This window comes from Heliomarina sp. (assembly GCF_052826185.1).
In genome coordinates, this window is sequence record NZ_JBRBUI010000053.1 from 53580 (window position 1) to 74060 (window position 20481).

At 59.6% G+C, this 20481-nt stretch carries 18 protein-coding genes; 4 read left to right on the forward strand and 14 right to left on the reverse strand.

Translation table 11 applies throughout. From position 1 onward, the window contains the following. From ACU0FH_RS16900 to ccoN, 5 genes are all read right to left on the reverse strand, one after another. Complete coding sequence (locus tag ACU0FH_RS16900) at window positions 1-870, reverse strand: LysR family transcriptional regulator (protein ID WP_446195827.1); 870 nt, start codon at window positions 868-870, stop codon at window positions 1-3. Window positions 871-1215: 345 nt separating this feature from the next. After that, the gene (gene ccoP, locus ACU0FH_RS16905) at window positions 1216-2085 is read right to left on the reverse strand and encodes a cytochrome-c oxidase, cbb3-type subunit III (protein WP_446195828.1); all 870 of its coding nucleotides are present in this window, start codon (window positions 2083-2085) and stop codon (window positions 1216-1218) included. Further along, window positions 2082-2261, reverse strand: coding sequence for a cbb3-type cytochrome c oxidase subunit 3 (locus tag ACU0FH_RS16910; protein ID WP_238372410.1), 180 nt, complete (start codon window positions 2259-2261; stop codon window positions 2082-2084). Before ACU0FH_RS16910 ends, ccoP begins: the two co-directional genes overlap by 4 nt. A gap of 12 nt (window positions 2262-2273) precedes the next feature. Continuing rightward, window positions 2274-3113, reverse strand: coding sequence for a cytochrome-c oxidase, cbb3-type subunit II (ccoO, locus tag ACU0FH_RS16915; protein ID WP_446195829.1), 840 nt, complete (start codon window positions 3111-3113; stop codon window positions 2274-2276). Between the two features lie 14 nt (window positions 3114-3127). Continuing rightward, window positions 3128-4732, reverse strand: coding sequence for a cytochrome-c oxidase, cbb3-type subunit I (gene ccoN, locus ACU0FH_RS16920; RefSeq protein ID WP_446195830.1), 1605 nt, complete (start codon window positions 4730-4732; stop codon window positions 3128-3130). 197 nt (window positions 4733-4929) lie between these two features. On the opposite strand from ccoN, the gene ACU0FH_RS16925 reads away from it, so the two are divergent. Continuing rightward, window positions 4930-5769 carry a universal stress protein gene (locus ACU0FH_RS16925; protein WP_446195831.1) on the forward strand — a complete coding sequence of 280 codons (840 nt, stop codon included), beginning with the start codon at window positions 4930-4932 and terminating at the stop codon, window positions 5767-5769. Between the two features lie 51 nt (window positions 5770-5820). Here the strand turns inward: ACU0FH_RS16925 and ACU0FH_RS16930 are convergent, their stop codons facing one another. Together ACU0FH_RS16930 and fnrL are read right to left on the reverse strand one after the other, a co-directional pair. Then, window positions 5821-6867, reverse strand: coding sequence for a glycerophosphodiester phosphodiesterase family protein (locus ACU0FH_RS16930; protein WP_446195833.1), 1047 nt, complete (start codon window positions 6865-6867; stop codon window positions 5821-5823). A gap of 263 nt (window positions 6868-7130) precedes the next feature. Further along, window positions 7131-7865: a transcriptional regulator FnrL gene (fnrL, locus tag ACU0FH_RS16935; protein WP_446195834.1), complete on the reverse strand. Its 735-nt coding sequence runs from the start codon at window positions 7863-7865 to the stop codon at window positions 7131-7133. Between the two features lie 62 nt (window positions 7866-7927). On the opposite strand from fnrL, the gene hemN reads away from it, so the two are divergent. Next, window positions 7928-9283, forward strand: a complete 1356-nt coding sequence (gene hemN, locus ACU0FH_RS16940; protein WP_446195835.1) for an oxygen-independent coproporphyrinogen III oxidase — start codon at window positions 7928-7930, stop codon at window positions 9281-9283. An 83-nt stretch (window positions 9284-9366) separates the two neighbouring features. Here hemN and ACU0FH_RS16945 read toward each other — a convergent pair whose 3' ends face one another. The 5 genes from ACU0FH_RS16945 to ACU0FH_RS16965 all read right to left on the reverse strand — a co-directional run bounded on the left by ACU0FH_RS16945 (window position 9367) and on the right by ACU0FH_RS16965 (window position 15794). After that, on the reverse strand, window positions 9367-10944 hold the full coding sequence (locus tag ACU0FH_RS16945; protein WP_446195836.1) for an ABC transporter ATP-binding protein: 1578 nt from the start codon (window positions 10942-10944) through the stop codon (window positions 9367-9369). Then, a complete protein-coding gene (locus ACU0FH_RS16950; protein ID WP_446195838.1) occupies window positions 10941-12047 on the reverse strand; it encodes an ABC transporter permease in 1107 nt (368 codons plus the stop codon). Before ACU0FH_RS16950 ends, ACU0FH_RS16945 begins: the two co-directional genes overlap by 4 nt. After that, window positions 12047-13144: a microcin C ABC transporter permease YejB gene (locus tag ACU0FH_RS16955; protein WP_088632258.1), complete on the reverse strand. Its 1098-nt coding sequence runs from the start codon at window positions 13142-13144 to the stop codon at window positions 12047-12049. Before ACU0FH_RS16955 ends, ACU0FH_RS16950 begins: the two co-directional genes overlap by 1 nt. A 7-nt stretch (window positions 13145-13151) precedes the next feature. Continuing rightward, window positions 13152-14978 (reverse strand): extracellular solute-binding protein, encoded by a 1827-nt coding sequence (locus ACU0FH_RS16960; protein WP_446196107.1) that lies wholly within the window; start codon window positions 14976-14978, stop codon window positions 13152-13154. 312 nt (window positions 14979-15290) lie between these two features. Continuing rightward, window positions 15291-15794: a c-type cytochrome gene (locus ACU0FH_RS16965; protein ID WP_238372401.1), complete on the reverse strand. Its 504-nt coding sequence runs from the start codon at window positions 15792-15794 to the stop codon at window positions 15291-15293. A gap of 110 nt (window positions 15795-15904) precedes the next feature. Between ACU0FH_RS16965 and ACU0FH_RS16970 the strand changes: the two genes are divergently transcribed. After that, on the forward strand, window positions 15905-16732 hold the full coding sequence (locus ACU0FH_RS16970; RefSeq protein ID WP_446195841.1) for a prephenate dehydratase: 828 nt from the start codon (window positions 15905-15907) through the stop codon (window positions 16730-16732). A gap of 14 nt (window positions 16733-16746) precedes the next feature. On the opposite strand, the gene ACU0FH_RS16975 is transcribed toward ACU0FH_RS16970, so the two are convergent. Then, window positions 16747-17214: an SRPBCC family protein gene (locus tag ACU0FH_RS16975; RefSeq protein WP_446195843.1), complete on the reverse strand. Its 468-nt coding sequence runs from the start codon at window positions 17212-17214 to the stop codon at window positions 16747-16749. A gap of 60 nt (window positions 17215-17274) precedes the next feature. Beyond that, entirely contained in the window at window positions 17275-18252 is a 978-nt protein-coding gene (gene nudC / locus ACU0FH_RS16980; protein ID WP_446195845.1) for an NAD(+) diphosphatase, read from the reverse strand. Window positions 18253-18592: 340 nt separating this feature from the next. On the opposite strand from nudC, the gene ACU0FH_RS16985 reads away from it, so the two are divergent. Continuing rightward, entirely contained in the window at window positions 18593-20470 is a 1878-nt protein-coding gene (locus ACU0FH_RS16985) for a 5'-nucleotidase C-terminal domain-containing protein (protein WP_446195846.1), read from the forward strand. Window positions 20471-20481: the final 11 nt, after the last annotated feature.

The following is a 20481-nucleotide window of genomic DNA, read 5'->3' on the forward strand; positions in this document are numbered from 1 at the left end:
TCAGATCGTTCGTCGCAGCCAGTTCACGAAACTCCGCGCGGCGGGGCGCATGACGCCCGGTCGCGTGACGATGTGATACCCGGCCCCGTGGTCCGGTTCTTCGAAAAGGATCTGCAAGCGACCCGCCGCGACATCGCCTTCAACGAACAGCCGCGTGCTGACGGCAAGCCCCTGACCGTTTCTTGCACCGTCCAACACGAGGTTCCCGGGCATCTGTGACCGGTTCTTTGCCAGCGCACCGGATACGCCGCGCTTTTCCAGCCATGTCGATGCCTCCGAAGTCCCGAGTTCCTCAAGCCATGGAAACTCAGCCAGATCCTTCGGCTCGTCGACCTTGCGTCCCTTGATCAGCGCGGGCGCACCAGAGACGACCATCGGGGTGGCGATCAGCAGTTCGGTGTCCAGTCCGGCCCAGCCACCCGATCCGTAACGCAGGGCAACGTCGATCCCACCCGGATTGAGTTCGACAACGGTCGCGGTCGGGTCAATCATCAGTTCCACGTCCGGGTTCGCCATTCGAAAGTCGGGCAGACGAGGCATCAGCCAGTTGGCGGCGAAAGACGGCGTCGTGGAAATGTGCAAGGGCCGCGCCGCATCTCGCCCGGTCAGTTCCTGCACGACCGAGGCGATTGCCCCGAAACCCACTGTCAGAGAATGCGCCAATTGCCTACCTTCATCGGTCAGGCTCAATGCTCTCCCGCTCCGGTCCAGCAGGGCCACGCCCATATGCCGCTCAAGCGCCCGCAGATGCTGGCTGATCGCGGCATGGGTCACGTTCAGTTCTTCACCAGCCGACACCACGTTGCCGGTTTCAGCAAAGGCGGCAAATGCCCTCAGCCCGGCGAGGGGCGGCATGTCTCTCCACTTCATTTGTAAATCAGACTTACATATTGCATATCTCATTAAGTCGCATCCATCGACGTTTCGGTCAATGATGAGCGTGTCGAAAGACAATGATCGGAAACAAGAAATGTTAGGATTAGTACCAATGCTTGGAATTTATGCCAGATCTTTCATGACCGCGACGCGGACCGGCACCGTACAACTCCGGGATGTAACCCCGGAACGTCACGACAGGAAAAAGCGGTGGTTGCCCAGAGGGCACTGGTTCGTTCAATCGACGCGTGACATCGACCCGAACAAATTATGATCGGCCAAAAATAAAGCCCCCCGACCAAGGATCGGGGGGCTTTCGTTTCGGTTTACGCCGAAAGGTTATTCGCCACCACCCAACTGGTGGACATAAGAAGCAACCGCGCGAATTTCTGCTTCGCTCAGGTTCTGCGACCACGGCGGCATCACGCCAAAGCGGGCGTTCATCACCGTCTCATGCAGCGCATCGTAATCCCCACCATAAAGCCAGATCGCATCGGCAAGGTTCGGCGCCCCCATGTCGCGGTTGCCCCTTGCATCCTCACCGTGGCAGGCTACGCAGTTATCCGCGAATACCTGTTCACCCGCCTGCGCTGCCGCCGAATCCTGCGGCTCACCGGACAGGGACATCACGTAGTTCACCACCTGATCCACCTGCTCACCGTCAAGGATGCCATCACGTCCAAACGCCGGCATTTCGGAATAGCGCGCGTCGAAATCCTGTTCGTTCCGGATCCCGTGCGAGATCGTGTAATGAATGGATTCGATATCGCCACCCCACAGCCAGTCATCGTCCAGCAGGTTGGGATAGCCCTTGGCCCCCGCCGCACCGGACCCGTGACACTGGGCGCAGAAGGTGCGGAACACCGCGCCGCCCGCCGAGGTGGCATATTGCGTCAGCTCCGGATCTTCCGAAATCGAGGCAAGATCAACCGATGCCAGCTTGGCGTTGATCTCGGCATTGGCCGCTTCGGCGCGGGCCAGATCTTCGACCAGCTCGTTACGAGTGGAATAGCCAAGGACACCCGCAGTCGCCTCGTTGATCATCGGCCAGGCCGGATAGGCAATCGTATAGCCCAGACCCCAGATGATCGTCGCGTAAAAGGTCCAGAGCCACCAACGCGGCAACGGGTTGTTGAACTCTTCGATCCCGTCCCAGCTATGGCCGGTTGTTTCCGGATCACCTGCCTTTTTAGGAGGTACTTTACTCATTTTCTTGGCTCCTTTGCAGGCTTGTCTGCGTGGCGGAACGGGATTTCAGATGTCTCCGCGTAGGTCTTGCTGCTGCCCGGCCGGAACACCCAAAGGACGACCCCGACAAAGAACAGGAACAGGCTCAGCAGCATCCAGCTGTCGGCGAATTCGCGCAGGATTGAATACATGTCCATTTCAAGTCCCCCTTAGCGGCTGGCATCAGGCGTGAAGGTCGAGAAGTCGACCAGCGTACCCAGCATCTGAAGATAGGCGATCAGCGCATCCGCCTCGGAAATCCCCGGCTGGCGGTCAAAGTTACGAACCTGCGCGCCGGGATAGCGTTCCAGCATGCCGTCGTAATCGCTGTCCGGGTCTGCCTGTGCCTGGAAATCGGCCGAGGCGTTTACGATCATCTCTTCGGTATAGGGAACGCCCACGAATTGATGTGTCTCCATCAGCTCCTGCACGTACTCGCCCTCGATGATGGTATTCTCGAGAAAGCCGTACTTCGGCATCACGGATTCCGGCACGACCGACTGCGGATCGCGCAGGTGGTCCAGATGCCAATCATCCGAGTAGCGTCCGCCGACCCGCGCCAGATCGGGACCGGTCCGTTTGGACCCCCACTGGAACGGATGGTCATACATCGATTCCGCCGCCAGCGAATAATGCCCATAGCGTTCGACCTCGTCGCGCATCGGACGGATCATCTGGCTGTGGCACACGTAGCAGCCTTCGCGGATGTAGACCTCGCGCCCGGTCAGCTCGAGCGGCGAATAGGGCCGCACGCCTTCAACCTTTTCGATCGTGTTCTGAAGATAGAACAGAGGCGCAATTTCCACGATCCCGCCGACGGTCACCACAAGAAAGCTCAGCACAAGCAGCAGCGTCGCGTTGGTCTCGATGAACTTGTGCTTGTCGAGGAACCACGTGTGATGTGGCAGCTCGTTCGGCACCTCATCGGGCAGATCCTCGAGCGTGGATACTTTCGGATCGTCCTCCGGATCGCTGATCTTGGGGTTGTTCGGTGTTTTTTCGTCACTCATTGTCTCGGCCCTCCTTATTCGGCCGGGACAGCTGTCGCGAGGCTGTGCTCTTTTGCAGGGGCCGCACGGACAGTCATCCAGAGATTATAGCACATGATCAGCGCACCACCCAGGTACATGACCCCGCCCAGACCGCGTGTCACATACATCGGGAACTTGGCAGCAACGGTGTCGGCAAAGGACCAGACGAGGAAACCGTTCGCATCGACTTCACGCCACATCAGGCCTTCCATGATACCGGTCACCCACATCGACGCCGCGTAAAGAACGATACCGATAGTCGCGAGCCAAAAGTGCCAGCTTACCAGCGACAGGGAATATAGCCGCTCGCGCTTCCACAGGACCGGGGTCAGGAAATAGAGCGCACCAAAGGTGATCATGCCGTTCCAGCCCAGCGCACCCGAGTGCACGTGTCCGATGGTCCAGTCGGTATAGTGGCTCAGAGAGTTCACCGCGCGGATCGACATCATCGGGCCTTCAAAGGTCGACATGCCGTAGAAACCGATCGAAATGACCATCATGCGGATGACAGGGTCGGTGCGCAGCTTGTCCCATGCGCCGGACAGCGTCATCAGACCGTTGATCATGCCACCCCAGCTCGGCATCCAGAGGATGATCGAGAACACCATCCCAAGGGTCGAGGCCCAGTCAGGCAGCGCCGTGTAATGCAGGTGGTGCGGACCGGCCCAGATATACAGGAAGATCAGCGCCCAGAAGTGGATGATTGACAGCTTGTAACTGTAAACGGGGCGCTCCGCCTGTTTCGGCACGAAATAGTACATCATGCCAAGGAAGCCGGCGGTGAGGAAGAAGCCCACAGCGTTGTGGCCATACCACCACTGCGTCATCGCATCCTGCACACCCGAGAACACCTGCACTGAACGCGACCCCCAGATGGAGACGGGGATGGACAGGTTGTTGACGACGTGGAGAAGCGCGACGGTAACGATAAAGGAAAGGTAGAACCAGTTCGCCACGTAGATATGCGGCTCTTTCCGCTTCACGATGGTTCCAAGGAAGACGGCCAGATAAGCCACCCAGACTATGGTCAACCACAGATCGACATACCATTCCGGTTCGGCATATTCCTTGGACTGCGTCGCCCCGAGGAGGTAGCCGGTCGCTGCCAGCACGATGAAAAGCTGGTAGCCCCAGAACACGAACCAACCCAGGTTACCGCCCCAAAGACGTGCAGCCGAGGTGCGCTGCACCACGTAGAATGACGTACAGATCAGCGCGTTGCCGCCAAAGGCAAAGATAACCGCCGATGTGTGCAGCGGCCGCAACCTGCCGAAATTGCCGATGCCTTGGAGGACTTCAAAGTTAAGCTGCGGAAAGGCGAGCTGAAAGGCGATGACCACCCCGACGAGGAAGCCGACGACGCCCCAGAAGGCTGTCGCGATGACCCCGGCGCGGATGACGCTATCGAAATAGTCGCCCTGCGATACGGGAACCACCGGCTCCTCCATGTTCCGCAGCGTGTAAAGAAACAACCCGCCGGCGACGATCACGACGATCGCGGCATGGACCATATACGCAAGATCGCGCGCATAGTTGATTCCCATCATCGCGATCAAGGTAATGACACCAAGCACGATCAGCTTGATATAATTAGACATTTTCTTGTCCCTTATTCTGGTCTGGGCAAGTCTTATGCCACCCAAGACAGATCCGTTCGCGGCAGATACTGCTGAAATCGAAGGCAGGCAGCTTTGATCTGTGTCAACAAAAATGCGGTTGATCCGTGGCAGTCATTATGAGCGACCACCGCTTGCCATCGCCAGCTCTGGTGGACACGTATTCTGGGAGAAATCTGATGACATACAAATCTTTGCTGTGCGTGGTGACCGACAGACAGTCGGCCGAACCGGCACTGGCGCAGATGACGGCACTGGCCGACCGCCTCGACAGCCACGCCGAAATCCTCTGCATGGGTCTGGATCGCACCCAACTGGGCTATTACGATGCCGGTGCCACGGCGATGGTGCTTCAGGAATCCATCGACCGGGCCCAGTCGGACGCCACCGAGCTGCTGACCTATGTGAACGAGACCATGAACAAGAGCGACATACGCTGGTCCGCGGAGGAAAGCGTCGTGCCGGTGACCAATCTCGGACGGCAGGTCGCGTTCCACAGCCGTTTCACCGACCTCGTGATCGCGCCGCAGCCTTATGGCGAACACGGTGACCGCGACGCCGAAGCGGTAATCGAAGCGGCGCTATTCGGCGGTCAGGCCCCGGTTCTCGTCGTGCCCTCCAAGGGTCAGCCGATTTCGCTGCCACAGACCGTGGTCGTGGCATGGAACGAAAGCGCGGAATCGCTGAACGCCATCCGCCGGTCCATCCCCTTCCTGCAAGCTGCGAACCGGGTTCGGATCACCATCATCGACCCGCCCGCGCATGGTCCGGAACGCTCGGACCCCGGCGGGATGCTCGGCCAGATGCTGGCGCGGCACGGTGTCAGCTGCGAGATCGACGTGCTGTCGCAAACCATGCCAAAGGTCTCTGACATCCTGAACCGCCATGTCGCCGATAGCGGCGCCGATATGCTGGTCATGGGGGCCTATGGCCACTCCCGCCTGCGGGAAGCGGTACTTGGCGGCGCAACCCGGCACATGCTGGAAAAAGCCACAGTGCCGGTACTCATGGCGCATTAAAATGGCCGCCCGTTTCGGGGCGGCCAATCAACTCGTACAACACAACCTTTATCAGGCGGCTTTGCGGCGACGACGGATAACCGCGAGGCTGCCAACCCCTGCCAGCATCAGCGGCAGACCAGCGGGAAGCGGCACGGCCGAAACATTCGCGTCCACGATCGCGCGGGTCAGGTCCGTGTAGTTGGTGAACAGACCGTCCATGCCCGCGTCGATCCAAGCCTGCTGAGCTGCCAAGGCATCTTCTTCGGTCGACTGGTTAAAGGTCCAGCCATGCACGGCAAGGCCAAGATCATGGGCCGCGACGATGAACTCGGAGGTTAGCGAGCCAAGGTTTACGCCTACACCGTCGGCAAACAGTGCGAGATCGGCGAGCTGGTTGATGGTTCCCGTAGGATAATCGTAAACGCCGAACCCTTCGGCGGTCAGCTGCGCATAACCCAGAACCGCGATCTGGTTATCCATGCCCAGCTCGTCCTGAATCGCAGCCAGATCGGCCGCGCCCTGGGCGCTGAATGTCTGGACGAACGAATTATCCTCGCGGGTGGTGAACCCGTTGGCCTGCATCTCGGTCAGGATCTGGCGGTTCATGGTTTCCGCGCTCGGCACTTTCGCTTCGGGATAGACACCGATCTTGTCGCCCGTTGCCGTGTTATGCGCCTTCACAAGGTCCATGACCTCCTGGAAAGTCGGCACTTTAAACGGCTCCGCCATCGACGGCGTGTAACCGGGATAGCTATTGCCGGCAGAGGTTTCGACGGTCAGCGTCTTGATCTCGGCCAGCGTGTATTCGGAGACGTTGTAGCTGCCATTGCGCTCACCCAGAACGGTTTCCACGTTGGTCGTGCGGGCCAGCGAGCTGTCGTGCATCGCGACAAGGTAGCCGTCCTTGGTGGTCTGGAGATCGGGCTCGACGATATCCGCACCCATCTGGATCGCCAGCTCATACGCAGCCAGCGTGTGTTCGGGAAGATATCCGCTTGCGCCACGGTGAGCGATCACCAGCGGGGCTTCTCCGGAAAGAGTGTTGAAGGAAGCAGCGAAAGACGGCGCAGCAAATGCGGTAGCGACGGCAAAGCCGGTCGCGATCAGGCGAAACATGAGGAGATCCTGTCTTCAATTGTGTAATTTTCGCGGCGCAAATGCGCCAACAATCAGACATCTACCCGCGCCAAACGACACTTTTCCGACACATTTACTAAGTTAACATGACAGCTTTCCGGTCGCCCGCGCCTTGCGCGCCCGGCACACGGGACCCGTTCAGTTGAAAATCTTTGCTGCGCTACAGCCAAACGGACAGCTTGCACCCCGTGGTAACGCACAACCCCGGCAGCTTGCTGAAAATCAGTCCGCTGCCCTTGGGCTCAGATCAGGTGACCACCATCGCTGTCATCGCCCGCCGCTTCCATCAGCCGTGCCATGTCCGGCACGGTCACATGCCGGTTGCCCTGAAGCGAGATGATTCCCGCCTTACGCAGGGCCGACATCTGCCGGCTGACCGTCTCAAGCGTCAGACCAAGATAATCCGCCATGGCTTCGCGCGTCAGCGGCAGATCAAAGACCACGTCCCCATGGGGGGAAAAGGTCGGTTGCCGCCGCGCCACGATATTCAGAAGGCTCGCGATCTTTTCCCGCGCGGTCTTGCGACCCAGCACCAGCATCCACTCCCGCGCGGCGTCTAGCTCGTCCAATGTCATTTCGAGCAGCCGGTGCGAGATATGCGGAGTGTCGATCATCATCTTCTCGAACGGCTTCTTGCGGAAACAACACATGATTAGATCCGTCGTCGCGACGATGTCATAGGCCGCACCCTTGCGCCCGGGACGCCCGACAAAATCCGAAGGGAGCAGCAATCCGACCATCTGAGTCCGGCCGTCTTCCATTGTCTGGGTCAGGGTTGCGACACCGCTCACGACCGAGGCGACAAAATCCATCCGGTCATTGGACCAGACAATCGTCTGCCCCGCCTCAAAGCTGCGGTAGTACTTTATTTCCTCAAGCTGGGCAAGCTCGTCCGCTTCGCACCGGGCACAGACTGCACGGTGACGGATCGGACAATCCGCGCAATTTGAAAGAAGAGATTTCGTTGCAACTGTCATTAGGCCGAGCCGATTGATCTGGATCAATGAGACGAATCTAACACATCGAATATCGATTGCACATGCTGACTCAAACCCGATTTTCCCGCATGGGGCTATTTGACGCTCGCGTGCCTCGCTACACGAGCTATCCCACGGCGCCCCACTTTGGCGACGCCACCGGGCCCGGTGATTTTGGCGACTGGATCGCTGGCCTTGCCCCCCGGCGCGAGATTTCACTCTATGTGCATATCCCGTTTTGCCGCCGGCTATGCTGGTTTTGCGCCTGCCGGACACAGGGCACCCAGAAACAGGCGCCCGTCGTCAGTTACCTTGAGACGCTGAAGCAGGAACTTCAGTTGCTCGCCGCGACCTTGCCCAAGGGTATCCACCTATCGCGGCTGCACTGGGGCGGCGGCACACCGACGCTGCTAAGCGGGGACATGATCCGCGATCTTGCGGAATCCATCTTCTCGGTGGCACCGCTTGCCGGGGACGCTGAATTTTCCGTCGAAATCGACCCGAACGAGCTCGACACGGAACGGGTCGACGCGCTCGCTGAAATGGGCATGACCCGCGCCTCGATCGGCGTTCAGGACTTTGACCCCGAGATTCAGAAAGTGATCGGCCGCCAGCAAAGCTTTGAAATCACGCAGCGTGCGGCGGATATGATTCGTGACAAGGGCATAGAAAGCCTCAACACCGATATCCTGTTCGGTCTACCCGGCCAGTCGCGGGAAAAGATGACACAAAGCGTCCAGAAACTGTTGTCGCTCAACCCCGACCGGATTGCTCTCTATGGCTACGCGCATGTGCCCTGGATGGCCCGGCGTCAGTCGATGATCCCCTCGGATACGCTCCCCTCTCCCCAAGAAAGGCTCGCCCTGTTCGATACGGCGCATGAATTGCTGACATGGGACGGGTACGAGGCCATCGGCATAGATCACTTCGCCCGCCCCGAAGACGGGCTTGCCAAGGCGCAAAAGGCCGGCAGGCTCCGGCGCAACTTCCAAGGGTATACTGACGATCAGTCTGATGCCCTGATCGGGCTGGGCGCCTCGTCGATCTCGAGACTGCCCCAGGGCTATGCCCAGAACGCCCCGGCCACCTCTGCCTACGTCGGACATATCCGCTCGGGCAGTTTCGCCACCACGCGGGGCCACAGACTCAGCAGCGAAGACCGCCTTCATGCGCGGATGATCGAAATGATCATGTGTGATTTTCGTATCGCAACCGACGAACTGGTTCGCGATTTCGGCGTCGGACGGGACCATGTCCGTCGCCTCCTGGATCGGGCGAACGAGAGGTTCGAAAACGGGCTTAAGGTGGATGATAAAGGCCTCAACATCCCGGAGGACATGCGCCCGCTGACACGCATGATTGCAAGGCAGTTCGACCTTTATGACATGAGCGTCCACGGCCACAGCTCCGCGATCTGAGCGACCAAAACTTTTGCAAAAAGTTTTCCCAAGAATTTTGCTGCAAAATTCTTGTCGCCCTTGGCCGACCTTGCCGCGCCCGATCAGTGGGTCGCGGCAACCAGCGTCTTGGTGTATTCTTCCTTCGGGCGGTCGAAAACTTCTGCCGCCGGCCCCTGCTCGACCACATCTCCTTGGTTCATCACGATCACCTGATGTGACATGGCCCGAACCACCTTCAGGTCATGTGAAATGAACAGATAGGCCAGCCCGTATTTCTGCTGCAACTTGCGCAGCAGTTCCACGATCTGAACCTGCACGGTCATGTCCAGCGCGCTGGTCGGCTCATCCAGAACCAGCAGTTTCGGCCGCAGGACCATCGCACGTGCAATCGCGATACGCTGGCGCTGCCCACCCGAAAACTCATGCGGGTAGCGATCCATCGTCTGCGGGTCCAGCCCGGTTTCGCGCATGACCTCGGCAACCAGTTCCCGCTGATCGCGGCTGGCGTCCACCTTGTGCACGTTCAACCCCTCGGAGATGATCTGGAAACAGGTCATCCGGGGACTGAGGCTTCCGTAAGGGTCCTGAAACACGATCTGCATTTCAGCACGCAGGCGCCGTAGCTGGCGAGTCGACCATTTGCGCACGTCTTCCCCGACAAAGGCAATCCGCCCTTCCGATGCGATCAGCCGCATGATGGCGAGGGCAAGCGTGGTCTTGCCCGACCCAGATTCCCCGACGATGCCCACCGTTTCCCCGGCCCGCACCCGCAGAGTCGCCTCGTTCACCGCCTTGACGTAGCCGGTCGTGCGTTTCAGCAGCCCTTGCTGGATCGGAAACCAGACTTTCAGCTTTTCGGTTTCCGCGATCACCTTGGCGTCCGCCGCTACCGGTTCGGGCTCGCCCGTCGGCTCTGCCGCCAGCAGCTTTTTCGTATAGGGGTGCTGCGGGTTCTCGAAGATTTCCTTCGTCGGGCCGGTTTCCACGATCTCGCCATCCTTCATGACGCAGACGCGGTCCGCGATCCGGCGCACAATGCCCAGATCATGGGTGATGAACAGCAGACCCATATCCTCATCCGCCTTCAGCTCGGCCAGAAGTTCGAGGATCTGCGCCTGAATCGTCACGTCCAGTGCCGTCGTCGGCTCATCCGCGATCAGCACGGCGGGCTTGTTCGCAAGCGCCATCGCAATCATCACACGTTGGCGCTGGCCGCCTGATAACTGGTGCGGATAGGCTCCCAGCCGCGATTCCGCGTTCCGGATCCCAACACGATTCAGCAGTTCGAGAATCCGCGCCCGCGCCGCGCTCCCGCTCAGCCCCTGGTGCAGGGCCAGCGATTCTCCCATCTGCTTTTCGATGGTATGAAGCGGGTTCAGCGAGGTCATCGGCTCTTGGAAGATAAAGCTGATGTCATTGCCCCGCACCTTGTGCAGCAAATCCTTCGACGCGCCGATCATCTGCTGACCTTCGTAGGTGACCGAGCCTTCGACCTCGGCACTGTCACCCAGCAGCGAAACCGTCGACAGGGCCGTCACCGATTTGCCCGAGCCGGATTCACCGACCAGCGCAACAGTCTCTCCGCGGTCGACGGTAAAGGACACGCCCTTGACCGCCTGCGTAACCTTGCCGTCCTGCCGGAACGACACTTTCAGATCGCGAACGTCCAGCAGGCTCATGAAAAGGTCTTTCTGGGGTCGAACGCGTCACGCACCCCTTCGAAAATGAACACCAGCAGCGACAGCATCAGCGCAAAGGTGAAGAAGGCGGTAAAGGCCAGCCACGGTGCCTGCAGGTTCTGTTTTGCCTGAAGCGTCAATTCGCCCAATGACGGCGCCGAAGACGGCAGACCAAAGCCGAGAAAGTCGAGACTGGCCAGCGCGCCGATGGTGCCGGTCACGATGAACGGCAGCATGGTCAGCGTGGCGACCATCGCATTGGGCAGCATGTGGCGGAACATGATCGTCATGTTACCCACGCCCAGCGCCTTGGCCGCGCGCACGTATTCAAGGTTTCGTGCCCGAAGGAATTCGGCCCGGACCACGCCCACCAGCGCCATCCATCCGAACAGTACCATCAGCAGGATCAGCAGCCAGACCTTTCGTCCCAGTATCGCGAACATGATGATGATGACATAAAGCTGCGGCGTCGCGCTCCAGACCTCGATGAAACGCTGGAACAGCAGGTCGGTCAGCCCACCGAAAAACCCCTGAACCGCCCCTGCGGCAATACCGATCAGGCTCGATAGAGCTGTCACGATCAGGGTAAAGGCCACCGAAAGGCGGAAGCCGTGGATCACCCGAGCCAGCACATCGCGCTTGGTATCGTCGGTGCCCAGCAGGTTCTGCCCGTTCGGCGGCAGCGGCGCTGCACCGGGCCGATCCACCGGCGTGTCATAAGAGTATGGTATCAGCGGCCAGATCGTCCAGCCTTTCTGGATTTCCTCGCCGTCGATCACCCCGTCCTGCGCATCGACGATCAGTGCTTCGGGGTCGTCGAAACAGTCGATGTTACCACCCGTCTGGATCAGGCATTCCACCTCGGGGTCGCGATAGACCGCCTCGGTCTGGAAATCCCCGCCGAAGGCGGTCTCGGGATAGAAATTCCAGATCGGCGTATAGAACTGGCCTTGATAACGCACGAGGATCGGCTTGTCATAGGCGATGAACTCGGCAAACAGGCTCAGCCCGAAAAGTACCGCAAAGATCCAGAGCGAAAAGAACGCGCGCCGATTGCGTTTGAAATTGCGCCAGCGCCGCTGATTGAGGGGGGACAGAGCCATCAGCCTTCCCTCTTTTCGAAATCAATCCGCGGATCGACAAAGACATACATCAGGTCCGACAGGATATTCACCAGAAGGCCCATCAGGCCAAAGATGAACAAGGTGCCGAACACAATGGGATAATCCCGCGCTACAGCGGCCTCGAACCCTAGCCTCCCCAGACCGTCGAGCGAAAAGATCGTCTCGATAATGATCGACGACCCAAAAAACACGCCGATGAACACGGCCGGGAAACCGGCGATCACGATCAGCATCGCGTTGCGGAAAACATGCCCGTAAAGCACCCGCTTTTCCGACAGGCCCTTGGCCCGCGCCGTGATGACGTACTGCTTCTTGATCTCGTCTAGAAAGCTGTTCTTGGTGAGCAGGGTCAGCGTCGCAAAAGACGAAATCGTGAGCGCGATCGTCGGCAGCGCGATATGCCAGAAATAGTCCAGAATCTTGCCCATCGTGGTCAACTGGTCGAAATTGTCCGAGGTCAGCCCGCGCAGCGGGAAGATCTGCCAGTAGGACCCTCCCGCAAAGAGCACCAGCAGCAGGATCGCGAAAAGAAAGGCCGGGATCGCATAGGCGACGATGATTGCCGCACTGGTCCATGTATCGAACAGCGACCCCTCGCGCACCGCTTTGCGGATGCCAAGGGGGATCGACACGATATAGGCAATCAGCGTCGACCACAGCCCGAGAGAGATGGAAACCGGCATCTTTTCAAGGATCAGGTCGATCACGCTGGCCGAGCGGAAATAACTCTCGCCGAAGTCAAAACGTGCATAGTTCCATAGCATCAGCCCGAACCGTTCCAGCGGCGGCTTGTCGAACCCGTATTCCTTTTCAAGCTTTTCGATGAACTCGGGCGGAAGCCCCCGCGCTCCGATATATTCCTCGGATTGCGGGTCCCCGCCGCCGGACCCGCCCATACCGGCATCCCCCTGACCGCCAGCGAACGACCCGAACGTGTCGCCCTGCCCCTGCGCCCGCGCGATGGCCTGTTCGATCGGGCCACCGGGGACAAATTGGACAAGGACGAAGTTGATGATCAGAACGCCCAAAAGGGTCGGAATGATAAGCAGCAATCGCCGCAGTATATAGGCGCCCATCTGGCGATTACCTCAATGCGCCGGCGGTCTTCAGTGCCTCGGCTTTCTCGGCGTCGTACCACCAGAAATCGAGATAGCCCAGATCATAGGGTGGCAGAGGCTCGGGATAACCATATTGATCGTAATAGGACACCCAGTAATCTGCCTTGTACCAGACAGGGATCATGAAGAATTCGAACCTCAGCGCCCGATCCAGCGCACGCAGCGTGGTTTCCTCTTCCTCGGTATTCTCCGCCATCAGCGAAGCCTCGATGATCGCATCCACCATCGGGCTGGCCAGCCCGGCAGGGTTGAATACGGAAAACGCCGCTTCGCTCGAGCCATACATCTGCATCAGCCCAGTGCCTGTGCCAAGGAAAGGCCGGTACGAGTCGAAGACGAGGTCGTAATCAAACTCGCGTTCGCGCAAGGTATATTGCGCCGGGTCGACCTTCTCGAGGGTGATGTCGATCCCCATCGTCTGGACGTTGTTGACGTAGTTTTCAAGAATAGCCCCCAGCGTGCCCTCGGCAGCCGTGTTGAACAGCAGGGTCAGGCTCAGCGTCTTGCCATCGGCATTCCGACGCACACCGTCACTGCCCACTGGCCAACCGGCCTCGTCCAGCAGCTTCATGGCCCGACGCAGGTTGCGACGGTCGGTCAGGCGTGAGCCATCCGAACTATGCGGCATCCGGGCCTCTTCCGTCAGCATCTCGTCTGGCACCACATCGCCCAGCGATTCAAGAAACGCCAGTTCTGCCCCTTCCGGCACGCCCGTCGCCATCAACGGCGTATCCTGCGAAAACGAGGCCCGCTGTTCGAAAAGGTTGTACTGCAGGCTTTCGTTGGTCCATTCAAAGTTAAAGGCCAGAGACAGGGCCTCGCGCAGGTTCTTGTCCTGCATCACCTCGCGGCGCAGGTTGAACACGATGCCCGACGGCGTAGGCGGCGTACCATCCGGCAATTCCGCTTTCACCACCTGACCCGCCTGAATCTTGGGGAAGTTGTAAGAGGTTGCCCATTTCTTGGAATCTCCCTCGACGCGGAACGTGTATTCCCCCGCCTTGAAGGCCTCGAAAGACGCAGTGTCGTCGCCGAAATACTCGACACGGATGCTGTCGAAGTTGTGCCTGCCCTGATTGATTGCCAGATCTTTGCCCCAGTAATCCGGGTTCCGCTTGTAGACGATGCGGCGGTTCACATCGATCCGGTCGATCATGTAGGGCCCCGAACCGGGCGAGGTCTCCATCCGCGATTCATCCAGCCTTGCGCCGGACTCTTCGAACCATTTCTTCGACCAGACCGGCACGCCCCCTACCTGATCAATCAGGCTGCGGCGCGAAATACCGGGGGTAAAGTAGAACTTGATCGTGTGCTCATCGAGCACCTCGACCCGAGGGATGCGCTTTTTTACCGCCGCCGCGTAAGACGGAAGCCCCTGCTCCAGCAACAGGTTATGGCTGAACATCACGTCTTCTGCCGTGACGGGCGTGCCATCGGAAAACTTGGCCTCAGGACGCATGTGAAAGATCACCCAGTCCTTGCTGGCCGGATATTCGAGGCTCTCGGCCAAAAGCCCATAGGCCTCGCCATAGGCATCCGCCGGACCATCGCCCAGCAGGCTCTCGTACATGATCCAGCTCAACTCACCCCGGCGCCCTTTCACGGTGTAGGGGTTCATCGAATCGAACGTGCCCAGCGCCGCATAGGAAATTTCGCCCCCCTTGGGCGCATCCGGGTTTACGTAATCGTAATGCTCGAAATCCGCCGGATATTTCAGATCGCCGTAAAAGGAATACCCGTGCGAGACGATCATTTCGCCTTCTTCCGCCGAGGCTTCCTGCCCGCGCGCCATCCCCGCCAGTGCCAGCGCGGTCGCGAAACAAACGACCAATCCCGTCAGGGCATGAAAGACCGGTCTGCGATCCAGGGCACGGCTTTGCGAACGGGTGGCGGGTTGTCTCATCGGGCACTTCCTCCATTGGCGGTGTTCTCTCCGCCTTGCTGCTTGCTGACCTAGGCTAATTGGCCAGCGCGCCAACATTCAAGTTGAGATTATGTAAGGAAAACGTGAAGAGCGCCCACACGTCCTAATATCCGGCATCAAAATGCAAAAAAGGCCGCAGCACCATGCTGCGGCCCGTAAAATTTCCGAAAGGTTTGAGGGTTAGTCGCCAACGCTTTCAAGATAGGCGATCACGTTCGCGCGGTCCTCGGCCTTCTTCAGACCGGCGAAACCCATCGCAGTGCCCGGCGCATAGCCCTTGGGGTTCTCGAGGAAGCGGTTCAGGTGATCGTAATCCCAGACGCCTTCGATCTCGGTCAGCGCGCCGGAATAACCGAACCCGTCAACGCCGGCGATATCGCGGCCAACGACGTTATGCAGGGTCGGACCGGTTGCATTCTCGCCCGCGCCAAGCTTGTGGCAGGCCTGACACTTCTTGAAAACATTCGCGCCCTTGTCAGCGCTGGCCGATGCCATGACCTCGGTGAAATCGATTTCCGGTTCAGCTTCGGCCGGTTCATCGCTGGCGCCAGTGTCGATGACATAGGCAGCCTCGCCATGACCTCCGACGTGATACAATTCTTCCGCTACCCATTTGCCGAGCAGGAGCACCAGTAAGGCGCCACAGAGAGAGGCAACCACTTTGGTTGAGGTCATCGTGTCCATTTGATCGCGAGTCCATTTGATCCGTTTCGGACGATTGTCTAAGCCTTCCCCTTCCCGGAGGCAAGGTATAGACACCGCGACTATTCGCCCACCACCCAGAAAGTCCCGTCATGACCAATCGCATAGCCTTCCAGGGAGAACCCGGAGCCTACAGCCATCAGGCCTGCCGCAAGGCGCGCCCTGAGATGGAGGCCATGCCCTGCCGGACCTTCGAGGACGCCATCGACGCGGTCAAATCCGGAGCCGCCGATCTCGCGATGCTCCCGGTCGAGAACTCCACTTATGGCCGGGTCGCCGATATCCATACGCTGCTGCCTGAATCGGGGCTGCATATCATCGACGAAGCCTTCGTGCGCGTGCACATCAACCTTCTGGCAGTGCCAGGCACCACGCTCGATCAGGTTACCCACGCGATGAGCCACACGGTGCTTCTCGGCCAGTGCAAAAGTTTCCTGAAAGAACATGGCATCCACCGCATCACCGGCGCCGATACAGCAGGATCCGCCAAACAGGTGGCCGAGACAGGCAACCCGGCGACCGCCGCACTGGCCGCGGAACTTGCGGGTGAAATCTATGGTCTCGACGTGCTTGCCCGCCATATCGAAGACAATCACGACAATACCACACGCTTCCTGATCATGTCTCCAAAGGCTGATTCTTCGCGTCGCGGCGACACGATGATCACCAGCTTCATCTTTCAGGTCCGCAACATTCCGGCGGCGCTTTACAAGGCAATGGGCGGTTTTGCGACCAACGGCGTCAACATGACCAAGCTCGAAAGCTACATGGACGGTTCATTCACCGCGACGCAGTTCTATGCGGATATCGAAGGCCACCCCGAGGACGCCCATGTGAAACGCGCGCTCGATGAGCTGGGCTATTTCACGTCGCGTCTGAAAATTCTCGGAGTGTACCCGGCCGCAGCAGACCGAACATAAGGCTGCATCAACCATCACGCCGTTCGGCTGTGATGGTCCTCGATGAACCTGCCATATTCGGCAACCCGATCCTCGAATTGCTTGGTCAGGTTGGACTTGGCCAGCTTGAGCGACTGAACCAGCAGCCGCGCCGAAATCGTTTTCGGCGTCAGTGCCAGATCAATCGAAACCCGCGTGCGTTTCTGCGAAAGCGCGACAAGCTCGACCGACATTTGCGTCTCCAGCCCCTGCGACGTCGCGTCGAACAGCAACTCGTCGGGTGCGACGGCCTTTACCAGTTCGATCTGGATCGTACGGGCCTTGCCCCGCAGGGAAAACTTGACGTCCCATGCCGCGCCCACATGGGGCGGATGCACCTTGCTGGTACGCTGAACTTCGGCACCGCGCCGGATCGCGGCGCGCTCGAACCTCTCGAAATCGCTCAACATGAGGTATACGGCCTCGATCGGCGCTTCGACATCTTCCTGGGTTGAGAATTTCATGTAGTTTCCGATTTCTTCTGGACGCCGCCGATGGCAAGGCTGCGCCCTACGGTAGTTGTATCAATCAAGCGTATCTGCAAGCCAGTTGTCCAAAAGAAAATGCGCGATAGCGCCCTTGCGGGCCGGTTTGAGAACCGGGTGTTCCCCGGCAAAAGCCGACATCATTTCCTCACGGCTGACCCAGATCGCATCCTCGATCTCGACCGGGTCGATGGTGATCTCGCGGCTCAGCGCTTCGCCATGACAGCCGAACATGAGAGAGGCTGGAAACGGCCAGGGCTGGCTGGCCAGATAGCCGACCTTCCCGACGCTCACCCCCGCTTCCTCAAAAACCTCTCGCCGCACCGCTGCCTCCAGCGTCTCGCCCGGTTCGACAAAACCGGCCAGCAGCGAATACATGCCTTCAGGCCACCCGGGCGACCGGCCCATCAGCACCGAATTTCCATACGTAATCAGCATGATGACAACCGGATCGGTACGGGGGAAGTGATGCGTGCCGCAATTCGGGCAAATCCGCTGCCAGCCCGCCTGCGCTACATTGCTCGGCGAACCACAGCGGGCACAGAACCGGTGCGACCCGTGCCAGTTCACGATGGCCTTGGCCGTCGCCGCCAGTTCCGCATCGCGCGGCGTGATATGCACCATGGCCCGGCGCAACTCGGTGAACACGCAGTCCTCCGGAAAATCCGGATGATGCTGCATGGAAAGATCCGCGAACATACCAAGGCTGCCGGTATCCTGCCCCTCCGGCTCCCATTTCGAGATATCGCAGGCAAAATCCGGCGCGCCGCTTTCTTCGAGTCCCAGAAAGACCGGTGCTTCGATGTCGCCGCCAAGCCCTTGCTTGAGGATCGGGTGGTTCATCGGCACCAGCGCCAGCTCGCCTTCGCCCCGCATAAGTGGCTTGCCCCGCCAGAGCAGTACGCAGGCAGCCTTGGGATGGGCCATCGCCGCCGCCAAAGCGTCCTCGTCCATCCTGATATGCGCCGCGCGGTTAAGCCCCGACCCGCCAAACGTCACTTTCTCCGCGTGCTTCATTCTCTGTTCCCGCCCCACTTACCCGTTACTCGTTCCAATCGCACAGCTTTTCCCACAATTCAATTCGGCGGCGGGTTCATACGCAGGGGCCGCCCGATTTCACGAGAGGCCCGATTTTCCGAGAGGCACGACCGACGCGATATAGCGCCAAAATTGACACAAGTTGCGTCACCAAAAATTAGTAAATTAGCAATCTCCCTATATCTTTTATGAATAATTGTCTCTGGCAGAACATTCGAAAGAAACACGATCACAGGCAAATCCGCCTCAGGGGAGAGGCATCGGCAGCATGAACGGCTCACGGTTCATTGACGTCGGCACGAATGCAAGGTTGCGCCTCATGGCGACAACCGATTTGCACATGCATCTCACCAGCTACGATTATCGCAGTAACCGTGAAGACCCCTCCGTTGGCATGACCCGCACGGCAACCCTGATCCGCAACGCCCGCCGCGAGGCCGAGAGGGACGGCATGACCTGTTTTCTCTTCGACAATGGCGACTCCCTTCAGGGTACGCCGCTTGCCGATCTTGTCCGTCACCACCCGGACCGGCCGCATCCGATGATGCGCGCCTTTGGCACTCTACGGTACGATGCCATCGGACTTGGCAATCACGATTTCGACTTCGGATTGAAACCGCTCAGCTCGGCGATTGCTCAGGCTCCTTGTCCGGTGCTATCGACGAATACCACCTGCCGCAGCCCGGCCCAGACACCCTGCTTTTCACGTTTCGCGATCCTTGACCGCATCGTGCAGATCCATTCTTCGGCCGAAAGAGTAGGAGAACCGTCTCCTACCGAACCGGTCGAAGTGCCGATCCGGCTTGGCATCCTGTCCTTCTTGCCGCCGCAGACCCTGATGTGGAATACCCATCTGCCCCGGCACCAGCTTGAAATCGGCGATATCGTCGACAGCGCCCGCGCCAGTCTCAGCACGCTTCAAACACTGGAATGCGATATCATCATCGCCCTCTGTCACGCCGGTATCAGCCGTTCTCCCGCGCATCATCGCATGGAAAACGCCGTGCTCCCGCTCGCCGAAATCGACGGGATCGACGTGATTATCGCCGGGCACAGCCACATGCTTTTACCAGGCCCGGATTTCGCCGGGATCGACGGTCTCGACCACGGCGCCGGCAAGGTGCGCGGCAAGCCCGTGGTAATGGCGGGCGCGGCAGGTTCTCACCTCGGTCTCATAGACCTCGACCTGAAACGCCGGGACAGTGGCTGGGAAATTGCCCGTAGCCGCTCGAGCTTACGTGCCATCGCCCGCCGCACCCCCGAAGGGCAGCTTGAATCGCTCGCCGAGGAAGACCCCGAGCTGGTCGCGCAACTGGCGGAGGATCACGCCGATACCGTCGAGATGCTGAACCGTCCCGTCGGCCGCGTCAGTCAGCCGCTGCACAGCTACTTTTCCTTCATCGCCCCCGATCGCTCTCTCGCAACCGTCGCTGCCGCGCAGGCGGCCGCGTTGCGCCCGCTCTTGCAGGGCACGCCGGCTGCCGAGCTGCCGCTGTTGTCGGCAACATCCCCGGGCCGCTATGGCGCACGCAGTGGCCCCGGCAATTACACCGATGTTCCAGCGGGTCCGCTTGCATTGCGCCACCTGAGCGACCTCCAGACCTTTCAGAACGATCTGCACGCGGTGATGGTCTCCGGCGGGCAGCTTGTGGACTGGCTCGAAATGTCCGCCTGCCTGTTCCGCCAGATCCCTCCGGGTGCCGAGCACGCCGCCTTGATAGATCCGGACCTGCCTGGGCACGAATTCGACGTCATCTACGGGCTGACCTACGTGATCGACCTCGCCGTCCCGCCAAGATTTGAACCCGATGGCACACTCCGGCCCGGTAACCACCGGCGTATCCGCGATCTTTGCCACAAGGGGCAAGCGGTCGACGATGACGATGTCTTTGCAGTGGCCCTGAACAGTTTTCGTGCTGCCGGCGGCCGGTTCAAAGTCCTCGAAAACGCGCGGCACCTGCCGGTCGATCCGGTCGGGCTGCGTAGTGTCCTGCGCGCCTATCTGGCCGGTGAACTGCCCCGCGATCCGCTGGAATCCGCGCCCCACCCGTGGCGCTTTGCCCCAATGCCCGGCACCTCAGTCAGCGTTCAGACTGGCCCGGACGCCCAGAGATACCTTGAAGAAATCGCGCCGCTCGACGTCACCAGCAACGGTATCGACGAATGCGGATTTCTTCGGCTCTCGCTCCCGCTTTAGACCGCCCGCTT

Coding starts and splice junctions, on each gene's coding strand:
- ACU0FH_RS16925 (WP_446195831.1), top strand. CDS start 4,930: ATGACATACAAATCTTTGCTGTGCGTGGTGACCGACAGACAGTCGGCC.
- ACU0FH_RS16985 (WP_446195846.1), top strand. CDS start 18,593: ATGGCGACAACCGATTTGCACATGCATCTCACCAGCTACGATTATCGC.
- ACU0FH_RS16960 (WP_446196107.1), bottom strand. CDS start 14,978: ATGGCGCGCGGGCAGGAAGCCTCGGCGGAAGAAGGCGAAATGATCGTC.
- nudC (WP_446195845.1), bottom strand. CDS start 18,252: ATGAAGCACGCGGAGAAAGTGACGTTTGGCGGGTCGGGGCTTAACCGC.
- ACU0FH_RS16975 (WP_446195843.1), bottom strand. CDS start 17,214: ATGAAATTCTCAACCCAGGAAGATGTCGAAGCGCCGATCGAGGCCGTA.
- ccoN (WP_446195830.1), bottom strand. CDS start 4,732: ATGTCTAATTATATCAAGCTGATCGTGCTTGGTGTCATTACCTTGATC.
- fnrL (WP_446195834.1), bottom strand. CDS start 7,865: ATGACAGTTGCAACGAAATCTCTTCTTTCAAATTGCGCGGATTGTCCG.
- ACU0FH_RS16965 (WP_238372401.1), bottom strand. CDS start 15,794: ATGGACACGATGACCTCAACCAAAGTGGTTGCCTCTCTCTGTGGCGCC.
- ccoO (WP_446195829.1), bottom strand. CDS start 3,113: ATGAGTGACGAAAAAACACCGAACAACCCCAAGATCAGCGATCCGGAG.
- ACU0FH_RS16945 (WP_446195836.1), bottom strand. CDS start 10,944: ATGAGCCTGCTGGACGTTCGCGATCTGAAAGTGTCGTTCCGGCAGGAC.
- ACU0FH_RS16950 (WP_446195838.1), bottom strand. CDS start 12,047: ATGGCTCTGTCCCCCCTCAATCAGCGGCGCTGGCGCAATTTCAAACGC.
- ACU0FH_RS16970 (WP_446195841.1), top strand. CDS start 15,905: ATGACCAATCGCATAGCCTTCCAGGGAGAACCCGGAGCCTACAGCCAT.
- ACU0FH_RS16900 (WP_446195827.1), bottom strand. CDS start 870: ATGAAGTGGAGAGACATGCCGCCCCTCGCCGGGCTGAGGGCATTTGCC.
- ACU0FH_RS16955 (WP_088632258.1), bottom strand. CDS start 13,144: ATGGGCGCCTATATACTGCGGCGATTGCTGCTTATCATTCCGACCCTT.
- hemN (WP_446195835.1), top strand. CDS start 7,928: ATGCTGACTCAAACCCGATTTTCCCGCATGGGGCTATTTGACGCTCGC.
- ACU0FH_RS16930 (WP_446195833.1), bottom strand. CDS start 6,867: ATGTTTCGCCTGATCGCGACCGGCTTTGCCGTCGCTACCGCATTTGCT.
- ccoP (WP_446195828.1), bottom strand. CDS start 2,085: ATGAGTAAAGTACCTCCTAAAAAGGCAGGTGATCCGGAAACAACCGGC.
- ACU0FH_RS16910 (WP_238372410.1), bottom strand. CDS start 2,261: ATGGACATGTATTCAATCCTGCGCGAATTCGCCGACAGCTGGATGCTG.